Source organism: Azospirillum sp. OGB3 (genome assembly GCF_014192915.1).
GTDB lineage: Bacteria > Pseudomonadota > Alphaproteobacteria > Azospirillales > Azospirillaceae > Azospirillum.
Genome location: NZ_JACHYN010000010.1, coordinates 112,521 through 125,070 on the forward strand (window position 1 = coordinate 112,521; position 12,550 = coordinate 125,070).

Annotated in this window: 14 protein-coding genes; 4 read left to right on the forward strand and 10 right to left on the reverse strand. The window is 69.8% G+C overall.

Annotated features, from left to right (window positions below; all coding sequences use genetic code 11):
- Window positions 1-21: 21 nt before the first annotated feature.
- The 4 genes from FHW79_RS19705 (at window position 22) to FHW79_RS19720 (ending at window position 3,392) form a co-directional block, all read left to right on the forward strand.
- On the forward strand, window positions 22-1,095 hold the full coding sequence (locus tag FHW79_RS19705; RefSeq protein ID WP_183180520.1) for a formate dehydrogenase subunit gamma: 1,074 nt from the start codon (window positions 22-24) through the stop codon (window positions 1,093-1,095).
- Between the two features lie 11 nt (window positions 1,096-1,106).
- The gene (locus tag FHW79_RS19710; RefSeq protein WP_183180521.1) at window positions 1,107-1,496 is read left to right on the forward strand and encodes a hypothetical protein; all 390 of its coding nucleotides are present in this window, start codon (window positions 1,107-1,109) and stop codon (window positions 1,494-1,496) included.
- A gap of 131 nt (window positions 1,497-1,627) precedes the next feature.
- Entirely contained in the window at window positions 1,628-2,632 is a 1,005-nt protein-coding gene (locus FHW79_RS19715) for a WD40 repeat domain-containing protein (protein WP_183180522.1), read from the forward strand.
- A 61-nt stretch (window positions 2,633-2,693) separates the two neighbouring features.
- A complete protein-coding gene (locus FHW79_RS19720; protein ID WP_183180523.1) occupies window positions 2,694-3,392 on the forward strand; it encodes a class II aldolase/adducin family protein in 699 nt (232 codons plus the stop codon).
- A gap of 19 nt (window positions 3,393-3,411) precedes the next feature.
- Here the strand turns inward: FHW79_RS19720 and FHW79_RS19725 are convergent, their stop codons facing one another.
- From FHW79_RS19725 to FHW79_RS19770, 10 genes are all read right to left on the reverse strand, one after another.
- Window positions 3,412-5,481 (reverse strand): HAMP domain-containing sensor histidine kinase, encoded by a 2,070-nt coding sequence (locus tag FHW79_RS19725; protein WP_183180524.1) that lies wholly within the window; start codon window positions 5,479-5,481, stop codon window positions 3,412-3,414.
- A gap of 222 nt (window positions 5,482-5,703) precedes the next feature.
- Window positions 5,704-6,504, reverse strand: a complete 801-nt coding sequence (locus tag FHW79_RS19730) for a class III extradiol ring-cleavage dioxygenase (protein ID WP_183180525.1) — start codon at window positions 6,502-6,504, stop codon at window positions 5,704-5,706.
- 96 nt (window positions 6,505-6,600) lie between these two features.
- Entirely contained in the window at window positions 6,601-7,080 is a 480-nt protein-coding gene (locus FHW79_RS19735; protein ID WP_183180526.1) for a F0F1 ATP synthase subunit B, read from the reverse strand.
- Window positions 7,077-7,727, reverse strand: coding sequence for an ATPase (locus FHW79_RS19740; RefSeq protein WP_051140136.1), 651 nt, complete (start codon window positions 7,725-7,727; stop codon window positions 7,077-7,079). The genes FHW79_RS19735 and FHW79_RS19740 overlap by 4 nt, the downstream gene beginning before the upstream one ends.
- An 87-nt stretch (window positions 7,728-7,814) precedes the next feature.
- Window positions 7,815-8,039 (reverse strand): ATP synthase subunit C family protein, encoded by a 225-nt coding sequence (locus FHW79_RS19745; protein ID WP_014239727.1) that lies wholly within the window; start codon window positions 8,037-8,039, stop codon window positions 7,815-7,817.
- Between the two features lie 73 nt (window positions 8,040-8,112).
- Window positions 8,113-8,856 carry a F0F1 ATP synthase subunit A gene (locus tag FHW79_RS19750; RefSeq protein WP_035672105.1) on the reverse strand — a complete coding sequence of 248 codons (744 nt, stop codon included), beginning with the start codon at window positions 8,854-8,856 and terminating at the stop codon, window positions 8,113-8,115.
- A 12-nt stretch (window positions 8,857-8,868) separates the two neighbouring features.
- Window positions 8,869-9,231, reverse strand: a complete 363-nt coding sequence (locus FHW79_RS19755) for an AtpZ/AtpI family protein (protein ID WP_014239729.1) — start codon at window positions 9,229-9,231, stop codon at window positions 8,869-8,871.
- Window positions 9,232-9,407: 176 nt separating this feature from the next.
- Window positions 9,408-10,010 (reverse strand): SCO family protein, encoded by a 603-nt coding sequence (locus FHW79_RS19760; protein ID WP_183180527.1) that lies wholly within the window; start codon window positions 10,008-10,010, stop codon window positions 9,408-9,410.
- A gap of 72 nt (window positions 10,011-10,082) precedes the next feature.
- Entirely contained in the window at window positions 10,083-10,328 is a 246-nt protein-coding gene (locus FHW79_RS19765; protein ID WP_183180528.1) for a hypothetical protein, read from the reverse strand.
- 27 nt (window positions 10,329-10,355) lie between these two features.
- Window positions 10,356-12,536: a bacteriohemerythrin gene (locus tag FHW79_RS19770; protein WP_211108395.1), complete on the reverse strand. Its 2,181-nt coding sequence runs from the start codon at window positions 12,534-12,536 to the stop codon at window positions 10,356-10,358.
- Window positions 12,537-12,550 lie beyond the last annotated feature (14 nt).

Consider the following 12,550-nt stretch of genomic DNA (forward strand, 5'->3'; position numbering starts at 1 on the left):
CTCAAGGGAAGGGCTGACGCAATGACGTCGAATGATTCCAAGGGCGGATCGGCCAAAGGCTGGCTCCGGTCGCCGTTCCAGATCGTGCTTCTGGGCGTCGCCATGCTGGCGCTGACCCTGGTCGTGGCCAACGTCTCCTCCGCTGCGGCGGCGGAGGCGTTCCCGCCGGTCGCCAGCCAGCCGGCCGACGGCACGTCAAAGGTCGACATGTGGCGCGGCATCCGCTCCGGCGAGCAGGGCACCGTCTCCATCCCCAACAAGAGCGCCGGGGTGCTGGTGCAGTCGGAAGGGGAACTGTGGCGCTCGGTCCGCAACGGCCCGCTGTCCACCTACGGCGGCTGGGTGCTGGGCGGCATGATCGGGCTGCTCGTCCTGTTCTTCCTGGTGCGCGGGCGCATCCGGATCGACGGCCAGAAGACCGGCCGGACCATCCAGCGCTTCAACGCCTTCGAGCGGGGCGTGCACTGGCTGACCGCCGGCAGCTTCGTCATCCTGGCCTTCACCGGGCTGAACGTGCTGTACGGGCGGTACACCGTCCTGCCGCTGCTGGGGCCGGAGGCGTTCGCCACGATGACCCAGTACGGCAAGTTCGCCCACAACTACCTGGGCTTCGCCTTCATGCTGGGCATCCTCCTCATCTTCGTGATGTGGGTGAAGCACAACATCCCGGAGCGCAACGACATCACCTGGGCGCTGAAGGCCGGCGGCCTGTTCAGCAAGGGCGTGCATCCGGCGGCGAAGAAGTTCAACGCTGGCCAGAAGGTGATCTTCTGGGCGACGGTGCTGGGCGGCGCGGCCCTGGGCTTCACGGGCGTGCAACTCCTGTGGCCCTTCTCCTTCGCCTCGATGGCCGACATGCAGCTCTACCAGCTGATCCACGCCGCGGTGGCGGTGGTGCTGACCGCCGTCATCATCGCGCACATCTACATCGGCTCGGTCGGCATGGAAGGCGCTTTCGACGCCATGGGCACGGGCGACGTCGAACTCCAGTGGGCGCGCGAGCACCACTCGCTGTGGGTTCAGGAGGTCACCGGCGAGACCCCCGGCCGTCATGGGGGCCATCACCACGGCCGCCACCGCGCGCCCGCCGAGTGAGGACACCATCCATGCGTTCCTTCCTGATCGGCCTGCTGCTGGCCGGGGCGGTCGCCGCTCCGGCCGCCGCCCAGACCTCCGACCAGACCTCTCCGGCGGCGAAGCCGGCGGACGAGGTGAAGCGGATCGTCGAGCAGACCTACAACGTGCAGGTCCTGCGCGTGACCGAGGCGGCGCTGGAGGACGGCACCGCCGTCTACAAGGTCGCCGCCATGATGCCGGGGACCGCCGGGAACGCCGCCTTCATGGTCAACACCCTGACCGTCGATGCGGCGACCGGTTTGACGCTGCCGCCCTTCCGCCACCACGCGGCGGGCTACAGCCTGCCCCAGGGCGGCAGCTACGAGCCGAACCGGACCTCCAACAACCCCGCGGTCGCCCGCGGGCACACTTGGCGCTGAAATAGCCGGGCGCTGAAATAGCCGGGCGCTGAGAAAACCGGGCACCAAGAACGTCCGGTGCTGACACCTGTTACCCCAGACCGGCGGCTGAGAGGCCGCCGGTCTTTTCCTTTTCGGGAGGTGGTTCGGGCATGGGAAGAGCGCGCCATCCGGGGAACCCGCCGTGCCACGCCCGCCGCCGGCTGCTCGCGCTGGCCGCCGCGGCGCCCGTCCTGACCGTTCCCCTGCTGTCCCGCGCCGCCGACCTGATCGGCCATGGCGCCATGGTCAACGCCGTCGCCGTGTCGCCCGACGGCGCCCGTGTCCTGACGGGGAGCTGGGACTATTCGGCCATCCTCTGGGACCTCGCCTCCGGCTCGCAAATCGCGTCCTTCCACGAGCATGCCGCCGGGGTGACCTCCGTGGCCTTCCTGCCGGGCGGCAAACGCGCCCTGACCGGCAGCCGCGACTCCGCCATCATCCTCTGGGACCTGGAGAGCGGCCGGCCGCTGCACCGCTTCGAAGGCCACACCGGCACCGTCGCCGGTCTGGCGGTGGCGCCGGACGGCCGGAGCTTCGCCTCCGCCGGCTGGGACTTCGCCATCCGCGTCTGGGACCCGGAGAGCGGCGCCGCGCTGCGGGTGCTGGAGGGGCATGGCGCCAACGTCAACGCCGTGGCTTACACCCCGGACGGCGGGCGGCTGGTTTCCGCCGGCTACGACTTCCAGGTCCGCGTCTGGGACGCCGCGACCGGGCGGGAAAAGGCCATTCTGGAAGGGCATGAGGGCAGTGTGAACGGTCTGGCCCTGTCCCCCGACGGGCGGCTGGCCGTCACGGCGTCCAGCGACGAGACGGTGCGGCTGTGGGACCTGGAGACCGGCACGCTCCTGCGCACGCTCTACGGGCATACGGGCTTCGTCACCTCCGTCGCTGTCTCGCCCGATGGCAGGACCCTGCTGTCCGGCGGGGGAGGGGATCGGCGCGTCCGGCTGTGGGACACCGCCACCGGGCGGCAGCTCGCCTCGTTCCGCGGCCACGAGAAGCCGGTCCTGGCGGTCGCCTTCACCCCGGACGGGCGGGGCGCCCTGTCCGCCGGCTACGACGCGGTGGTCCGCCATTGGGACCTGATGGGCAAGGCCGACGCCGAGCGTCCTTGACAGGGCGCCCCCGCCCGTGGCCGGTTCGGCCGCATCCGTTCCGCACACGAGACCGCCGCCCATGACCAGCCTGACCTACCCGGCGCAACGCCGCGCCATCATCGACACCTGCCTCGCCATGAACGGGGCGGGCATCAACCAGGGCGCCTCCGGCAACCTGTCGGTGCGGGTGGAGGGCGGCTTCCTCATCACGCCGAGCAGCCTGCCCTACGACGAGACGGCGCCGGAGGACATCGTGGAGATGGGCTTCGACGGGACCTATGTGGGCCGGCGGCGGCCCTCGTCGGAATGGCGTTTCCACCGCGACATCCTGAAGGCGCGGCCCGATGTGGATGTTGTGCTGCACGCCCATTCGACCTTCGCGACGGCGTTGGCCGTCCATGGCCGGGGCATCCCCAGCTTCCATTACATGGTGGCGTTGGCCGGCGGCGATTCGATCCGTTGCGCGCCCTACGCCACCTTCGGGACGCAGGAGCTGTCCGACCACGCGCTCGCGGCGCTGGAGGGGCGGCTGGCCTGCCTGCTGGCCAACCATGGCATGATCGTGCTGGGCAAGACGGTGAAAGGCGCGCTGGCCCTGGCGGTGGAGGTGGAGACGCTGGCCCGTCAGTATCTCCACGCCCATCTGCTGGGCGAACCGGTCATCCTGCCGCCCGAGGAGATCGCGCGCGTTGCCGAGAAGATGCGCCGCATGAAGTACGGCCTGCCGCCCGACGAGGGCGCCGCGCCGGAGGACACCGCCCGCCCGCGCGAGGCCTGACGGCCGACGGCTCCAGGCGTCAGGAGGCCAGCTGGGCGACCGGGCGCAGGGGGGCGACGGTGACCAGCGGACGCTTGGCCGCCCCGGTGGGGCCGACCTGGAGCGGGCGCTCCTCCGCCGGAGGCTGATAGTAGGCGGGCAGGGCCACCGTGACGCGTGTGCCCTGGCCGGGTTCGCTCGCCACCTCGATGTCGCCGCCGAGCATGGCGGCGTAATGGCCGACCAGCGTCAGGCCGAGCCCGGCGCCGCGCCGCTTGGCGCCGCCGCCCTGGACGAAGGGCTGGAACAGCCGGGCGGTCTGGCTGGTGGCGAAGCCGCTGCCGCTGTCGGTCACGGTGAAGCGCAGCCAGGGCTCGCCGTCTCGTTCGACCCGCTCGGCGGCCAGCAGGACGGTGCCGCCCTGGGTGAACTTGCAGGCGTTGTCGAGCAGGTTGAGGAGCGCCTGCCGCACCTTGCCGAAATCCGAATACATCTGGCCGAGCGCCGCGGCGTCGGCCTGGAGCGTCACCTCGTTGCCGTTCAGGTCGGCGGCGGGCAGGGTGCGCTCCCGCGCCTCGATCAGCAGCCGGTGCACGTCGAGATCCTGAAGCACGACGTCCATGTTGCCGGCCTCGATCCGGGCATAGTCGAGGATCGCATCGACCAGGGTCAGCATCTGCTCGCCGGTCCACTGGATCTGCTCGATGTCGGTTGCCAGCTCGCCGGCGCCCAGCCGGTGCAGCTCGCCCATCAGCGACTGGCTGGAGGCGACGATCTCGTTGAGCGGGGCGTGAAGCTCCTGCCCGATGTTCACCAGGAAATGGGTCTTCGCCTCGTTGGCGGCGTCGGCGCGCTCCTTGTCGCGCAGAAGCTGCCCGTGCCGGTCGGCGGCCTCCCGGCGCTGGCGCTCCATCTCAGCCGTGTTGTCGCGCAGGACGCGGACGGCGCGGGCCATGGCGGCCACCTCGTCCGCCCCGTCGTCCGGCGGCAGGGCGATGTCGGTCCGTCCGGCGGCGAGCGAGGTCACGGCGGCGGCCATGCCGGCGACCGGGCGGGCGACGCGGCGGTTGACGAACCAGACCATCGCCAGCCCGGCCAGCGTCACCCCCAGCGCCGCCCACAGGGCGATGCGCAGCGTGCGCCAGGACTGCTCGGCGAGGCCGCCGCGCAGCGCCGCCGCGATGGCGTCGTTGCGCTGGCGGATCTCCGCGGCGTGGGCGGCGACGGCGGCGGCGTTGGGCATCAGCCGCTCGGCGCGCAGCCCGTCCTCGTCGGCCAGGGAGGCCTCGATGCCGTCGAGGACCCCGTCGATTCCGGCCAGCGCCGCCTCCACCTCGTCGATGGTCTGCCGGGTGCCGGGGACCCAGAGGTAGCGGTTCATCTCCGCCAGCTTGGCGCGGGCGCTGCCCAGCTCGGCGCGCATGCGCAGCGAGTCGCGGTCGTCGCGCCGCGCCACGTAGCGGCCGAGATGGTCCTGCATCATCAGGATGGCGACGGTCGCATCGCCGGCCAGCGCCGCCGAATCGACGCCGCCCGCGTCCTTCAGCCGGCCCAGCCCGGCGCGGATCTGGGAAATCTGCGGCTCCAGCACCGACTCGGTCAGCCGGGCGCGCTCGCCGCGCAGGGCGACCAGCGCCTCGAAGCCGCTCCAATAGGCGTCCAGCGCCTTGCGCGCGCCTTCGACCGAGCGGCGGTCGGCCTCGCCGCCCACCATGTTGGCCAGGGCGGTCAGGCGCTCCAGCAGGCCGTCGCGGCGCAGCCCGGCGTCGAGCAGGCTCTGCTGATCGCCCTCGGCCAGATGGTCGCGGACCGAAACCTCCAGGTCACGCAACCCGATGTCCAGGTCCGCGGCGGTCTGGGAGGCATCGGCGTGGCCGGAGAAGGTGCCCACCTCGCGGCTGACCCCGTAGAGCGAGGCCACGCCGATCAGCGCCAGCAGAAGGACCAGCGCCAGGACCACGCCGAAGCCCAGCCCGACGCGCGCGACGAGCGTCAGCTCGTCCAGGCGTCGCAGGAGGCCGAGCCCCGGCAGGGAGCGCGTGGGGTGGGCCGGGGCACCGAGGGGGGAGGGGGCGTCGCCGGACCGGGGCAGGGTTCCGTTCCGCTTCACGCCACGTCCCGTACGCGCTGTCGTTGGTAAGCCACGAGATCCGGCCGAAGGTTGCGGGCGGGAAAAGCCCGACGTTGTCAGAAACCCTTCCGTGTGCACGGACGGGTCGCGCGGATTGTAGCTTGGCGACGCAACGGCGCAAACAGACAAGTGCGTAAGGGGCAGCCCCCTTTAAACATCCCCTCTTTAAACATCCCCTCTTCAAACATCTCCGGCTTCGTTTCAGGCGGCGCCGTGGAAGGCGTAGGCTTGCATGCCGATGCTGCCATGCTCGAACCCGGTGTGAAGCCGCTCCGTTTGCACCGTATCGCCGGCGGCGCCGAAGGCCACGGGGAGGGGCAGGAAATGCTCGTCGGTGGGGTGGGCCGCCTTGGCCTGCGGGCAAAGCGTCTTCCAGCCGGCCAGCGACGCCTCGTCACCCGCCGCCAGCACCCCGTCGAGCCAGCCGGCGAACTCCTCCGCCCAACCGGCCACGTCGCTCTGGCCGAAGCGGAAATCGCCGAGATTGTGGACGGCGCCACCGCTGCCGAGGACCAGCACGCCCTCGTTCCGCAGGGGCGCCAGGGCGCGTCCCAGCGCGATGTGGTCGGCCGCGGTGGCGCCGGGCTGCACGGAGAGCTGGGCGACCGGGATGTCGGCCTCCGGGTACATCAGCATCAGCGGCACCCAGGCGCCGTGGTCGAGCCCCTGGCCGGGATCCACCGCGGCGCCGGTCAGCGCGCGCACGCGGTCGGCCAGCGCCGGGGCGCCGGGGGCCGCGTAGCGCATGGCGTAGAGGGCGCGGGGAAAGCCGTAGAAGTCGTGGATGGTCTCCGGCCGAGCCGCCCCGCTGATCGCCGGGACCCGGGTCGTCCAGTGGGCCGACACCGCGATCACCGCGCTCGGGCGGCCCAGCCGCTTGCCCAGACCGGCGAGGAAATGGCGGCCCGGCGAATCCTCGATGATGAGGGTGGGGGCGCCGTGGGAGACGAAAACGCTGGGAAGGGAGGAGGGCAGGGCGGTGGCCGGCTGAGTCGTGGTCATGGAAGGGCTCCGGGTTGCCGGACCATTCGACCAAAGAAAAACCCCGGCGCCTAGGCCGGGGTTTTTCGAAAGACCGTTGCCGGTTGAGCAACGATCTTAGTGCAGGTGCTTCGGCAGTTCGGCGATCGACTGTTCGATCAGCTTGTCCGCCTGGGCCGGCTGGATGCCGGTTTCCAGGATGCGGCGGCTGGCGTCCATGGCGATGTCGACGGTCAGGTTGCGGACCTCGGCCAGCGCCCCGGCTTCCGCCTGGGCGATGCGGTCCATGGCCTGGGCCTCGCGGCGCTTCAGCGAGGCTTCGAGGTCGGCGCCGGCCTGCGAGCGGAGACGGTCGGCCTCCTCGCGGGCGTGGGCGATGATGGCCTCGGCCTCCTTCAGCGCGTCGCGCTGACGGCGCTGGTAGTTGGCGAGCAGCGCCTGGGCGTCTTCACGCAGGCGCTGGGCCTCGTCCAGCTCCGCACGGATCTTCTCGGCGCGGGCGTCGAGAAGGCCGGTGATCGCGCCGGCCGCCTTCTTCCACACCAGGACGGCGAAGATGATGAAGGCGATGGCGACCCACATTTCAGGCGTGTTCATGACCGGCGCTCCTCGATCACGGCGGCGACCGCGGCATCGGCCTGGGCCGCGTCGACGTTCAGCCCGGCCAGGCGGCCGGCGACGTCACGGGCGATGTCGGCGGAGATGGAGCGGACGTTGGCGATCGCCTGCTCCTTGGCCGCGGCGATGTTCGCCTCGGCGCTGCGCAGACGCTCGGCGTTCTCGGCGTTCAACTGGGCCTGGCGGGCGTGGTTGTTCGCGTCGATCTCGGCGGCCACCTGGGCGATCAGGGCCTGGGCTTCGGAACGGGCCCCGGCGAGGGACTGGTCGACCTGGGCCATGGCGGCCTCGGCCTCTTCCTTGAGCGAAGCGGCCTTGCTCAGGTCGCGCGAAATGCGCTCCTGGCGCTCCTCCAGAACCTCGGCCACGCGCGGCAGCGCTTTCTTGGACAGGAGGTAGTAGAGGGTGATGAAGGTCAGCGCCAGCCAGAAGATCTGGGTGGGGAAGGTGGCGGGATTGAGCTGCGGCAGGCCGCCGGCGGCGTGCTCGCCGCCATGGGCGGCTTCCGGCGCGTGCTCCGCCGTCGCCGCCAGGACGTTACCGGCAAGCACGGTCAGAGTGGCGAGCGAGGCGCCCGCAGCACCCGACCAGCGGACCAGCCGTCGCTTGGCCAACAGGTTCGGCATGGATCGGTCCCCCTAGGCAAGAATGCGGCGCCGAAACTTCGAGAGCCCGGCGCCGCGTCAGAGCGAAATATGACGTTCGCTCGGGCCTTAGGCGAACAGGATCAGGAAGGCGATCAGCAGGGCGAACAGCGCGACGGCTTCCGTCAGCGCGAAGCCCAGAATGCCGATCGGGAAGACCTTCGGCTGGACGGCCGGGTTGCGGGCGATCGAACCGATGAGGGTCGAGAAGATGTTGCCGATACCCAGGCCGACGCCGGCGAGGGCGATAACGGCCAGACCGGCACCGACGTACTTGGCGGCTTCAGCTTCCATGGTACTCATTCCTCTAGGTAAGGGTGAACTGTGGTGGAAAAGGTAACGAGGTGATCCGGGTCGGCGCTGGTGCTCAGTGCAGTTCCAGAGCGTCGCGGATGTACAGGCAGGTCAGGATCGAGAAGACGTAGGCTTGCAGGAACGCGACCAGGAACTCGAAGCCGGTCAGCGCGATGTTGATGGCCAGCGGGACGAGGCCGGCGAGGAAGCCGACGGCGCCCAGACCGCTGATCATCATGACCGTGAAGCCCGCGAACACCTTCAGCATGGTGTGACCGGCCATCATGTTGGCGAACAGTCGGATCGACAGGCTGACGGGGCGCATCAGGTAGGAGATCACCTCGATCGGGATGAGGATCGGGGCGAGCGCCAGCGGCGCGCCGTGCGGCATGAAGAAGCTGAAGAAATGCAGGCCGTGCTTCATCAGGGCCAGGACGGTCACGAACACGAACACCGTCGCCGCCAGCGTGAAGGTCACGATGATGTGGCTGGTGAAGGTGAAGGTGAAGGGGATCATGCCGACGAGGTTGCCGAACAGCACGAACATGAAGATCGCGAAGACGAACGGGAAGTAGGGGCGGGCGTCGTGCCCGGCGTTGTCCCGAACCATGTTCGCGACGAATTCGTAGAAGATCTCGGCCAGGGACTGCAGGCGGCCCGGAACCAGGGCACGGCCAGACATGCCGAAGACGAGCAGCGCGTAGATCAGCGCGACCGCCACGACCATGAAGAAGGCCGAGTTCGTGAAGGACACGTCATACCCGGCGATCACGATCTGGAGGATCGGGTTGATCTGGAACTGGTGCAGCGGATCCAAGGTCGTCCTCGCTCAGTGTGCGTCGCCGTTGGGACGCTCGTTGTCATCCTCACGGGCCCGGCGGTAGCCGGGGGCTAATCCGAGCCCGGTGATGGCCCGGTAGACATTCAGAATTCCGGCCGCCGCGCCGAGGAAGAACATGACGATCAATCCCCAGGGCGCCGTTCCGAGCCAGCGGTCGAGCAGGAGCCCGCCACCGACGCCAACGATCATGGCAGCGACCAGCTCGGTCCCGATTCGAAAGGCGATGCCGAGAGGACTCTGCGGCAGCCGGTGATATTTCCCCGGACCGCTCTGCGATTCCTTCCCTTCACGCGCCTTCTTCAGTCGGGCGTCAAGCTCTGCCAGAGACGGCGGGGGCTTTTCGTCGCTCATGTCGCTTCGTTGTCCCCGTTGTCTCGCAGCCACGCGAAAGCGGCGAGACCATACGGACAGGGCACAACCCTGTCAAGTCGCAAAACCCTTAATACAAGTGCTTGAAAACCCAACGAAACCGCGCTGAAACCTTGGTATTACCGGGTCAATGGGCACGGTTCAGCCCGTGTTTTCCGTCAGCCGGCAATACGGCTGCCCAGATCCTGGGCCACGCGGTCGGCGGTGGTGCCGGCCGGATACACCCCGAGGAAGCGCCCGTCGGGGCCCATCAGGTAAAGAAAACTGGAGTGATCCATCAAGTAATCCTCCGGTTTTCCGCCTTCCTGCGGCGCCTTGGCGTAATAGACCCGGTAGGCCTTGGCCGCCGCCTTGACCTGCTCCGGCGTGCCGGTCAGCCCGACCAGATTGGGGTGGAACAGCCCGACATAGTCCTTTAGATGCGCCACCGTGTCGCGCTCCGGATCGACGGAGATGAACATCGGCTGCACCTTGTCCGCCTGCACGCCCAGCAGATCCATGACGCGCGCCATCGTGCCCAGCTCCGTCGGGCAGACGTCGGGGCAGTAGGTATAGCCGAAATAGATCAGCAGATACTTGCCGCGGTAGTCGGCGTCGGTGACCGTCCTGCCGTCCTGGTCGGTCAGCGTGAAGGGGCCGCCGATGGGCACGCTGCTCTGCACCGTGCTGGAGGCGTTCTGGACCTGCCACCAGGCGATGCCGGCGGCGATCACGAGCCCCACGGCGGAGGCGGCGGCGATGCGGATGAGTCGGGCTTTCATGACCGACTGGAATGGGGCGGCGCACGGTCCAGGTCAAGAGGACAATCTGCCCAAGCCGGCGGCGCCCGGCCGTCACCAGAGGCGCCCCGCCGCCCAGCGCAGCGCCAGCGCCGCGGGGGCCGCCGCCAGCGCGATCAGCGCGAGCGCGGTGCCGCTCAACCTGCCGGTGGCGGCGTAGACCGCGGCGGCGGCGATGCCGCCCGGCACCAGGGCGAGGAACAGCCAGGCCAGGCGGGGCTTCCAGACGACGAAGTCGACCGTGGCCTTGGCCATCAACCAGGCGACTCCCTCGACCAGAGCATCGATGATCATGTCCATCGGGAATGCGGCCGTGTGTCCGGTTGTTCACGCCGCCTTGCGCGCCGGTTCACCCGGGTGGGCCAGATGATGTCCGATCCGCTTGTCGAAGCGCTGGATGTGGCCGGTCAGCCAGTCGCGGAAGAGGGCCAGCAGATCGTCGCCGACCCGCGCCTCCCCGGCCGCGAAGCGCTGCTTCAGCTCGGCCACGCGCTTGCGCAGGGCGTCGTGCTGAGCCTTGTGCTGCACGAAATCGGGATAGCCCGAACGCTGCATCACCCGCTCTTCCTCCTCGAAATGCAGAACAGTGTAGGCGACGAGCTGGTCGATGGCCGATCCGATGGCCTGCGGCACTTCGCCGCCCCGGATGCGCCGGGCCGCCCGGTTGATCAGCGCGACCAGGATCATGTGGTCGTTGTCGATGTCCTCCTGCCCGACGGCCAGCGTGTCGTTCCAGGGCATGAAGACCTCCTCCCCGGCGGGGGCGAAGAGGGTGGCCAGTTCCGCGCTGTTGATCGCCGCCACATTGACCAGGAAGGCGTCGACCAGGGCGCGCAGGGACCCGGCCTGTTGCGCGAGGCTTTCCGCGGCGTCGAGCAGGCCGTTGGCGGCCTTTTCCGTCTCCAGGGCCGAGGAGGACACCTCGTCGATGCTGGTGGAGACCTGCCGCGTCCCCTGCGCGGCCTCTCCCGCGCTGCGGGCGATCTCGCCGGTCGCCGCGCCCTGCTGCTGGACCGCGGCGGCGATGGAGGTGCCGATCTCGTCGCTGCGGGCGATGATCCCGGCGATCTCGCGGATGGCGGTGACGGCGCCCTGCGAGGCCTGCTGCACCTCGCCGATCTGGGCGGCGATCTCCTCCGTCGCCTTGGCGGTCTGGCCGGCGAGATTTTTCACCTCGCCCGCCACCACGGCGAAGCCCTTGCCCATCTCGCCGGCCCGCGCGGCCTCGATGGTGGCGTTCAGCGCCAGCAGGTTGGTCTGGTTGGCGATGCTGGTGATGAGGTCGGCGACCTCGTTGATCTTCTGCGCGGCGTGGCCCAGCCCGTCGATGCGGTCGCTGGCCTGGCGGGAGGCGGTCACCGCCTGCATGGAGATGTGCGAGGAGGTGGCGACCTGGGTGCCGATCTCGGCGATGGCGCTGCTCAGCTCCTCGGCGGCGGCGGCGACGGTCTGCACGTTCACCGACGCCTGCTGCGACGCCCCGGCGACCGACGCCGCCTCGCGCATGTTGCGGTCGGCGGTGTCGGACAGCGAGCGCGCCGTGTTCTCCAGCGCCTGCACCGCCCGACCGACCGCGCCGACCATGGCGGTGACCGTGGCGTCGAACCGTTCCGTCAGCCGCTCCAGGGCGCGGGCGCGCTGCCCGGTCACGCGGTGCTCCACCTGCTGGCGCTCCCAATGGCGCTGCAGGTCGATCTGGTTGTTGCGGAAGATCTCCAGGGTGCGAGCCATGACGCCGATCTCGTCGCCGCGCCGGGTGCCGGACACCGTCACCGCCGTGTCGCCGCCGGCCAGCGTCTGCATCACCCCGGTCATCGCGTGCAGCGGCCGGACGATGGCCCGGCTGACCAGCAGGGCGATGCCCGTCGCCGCCAGGGCGATCAGCAGCCCCAGCCCGCCGAGGAACAGGGCGGCCTCGCGGAAGGCGGCGGCCACGTCGTCCACATAGATGCCCGACCCGATCAGCCAGCCCCAAGGCTCGAACCCGCGCACGTAGGAGATCTTCGGCACCGGCTCCGCCTGGCCGGGCTTCGGCCACAGATAGTCGACGAAGCCGCCCTCCGCCGCGACGCCGACGCGGGTCATCTCGACGAACAGCAGCTTGCCGTTCGGGTCGGCGGAGCGCGACTGGTCCTGCCCGTCCATCTCCGGACGGATGGGGTGCATGATCATGCGCTGCGCGCGGTCGATGACGAAGAAATACTCCGAACCGGCGTAGCGCAGCCGGCGCAGCGCGTCCTTGGCCGCCGCCTGGGCGGCGTCGCGGGTCAGCGTGCCCTTGCGCTCCATCTCCTCGTAATGGGCGACGAGGCTGTGCGCGACCTCCACCACGCTGCGGGTCTTGTCCTGGCGGTCCTTCATCATCTCGGCGCGCAGGCCGAACAGGCTGACGGCGGCGATCAGGGCGAGCCCGACGGCCGCGACGCCCAGGATGACGGAGATCTTACCCTTGATGCTGATGCGCTCGAACACCTGACGTTCCTCCGGAATCTTCGTCTTCCGGCGCAAGGGCGCCGGTCCCG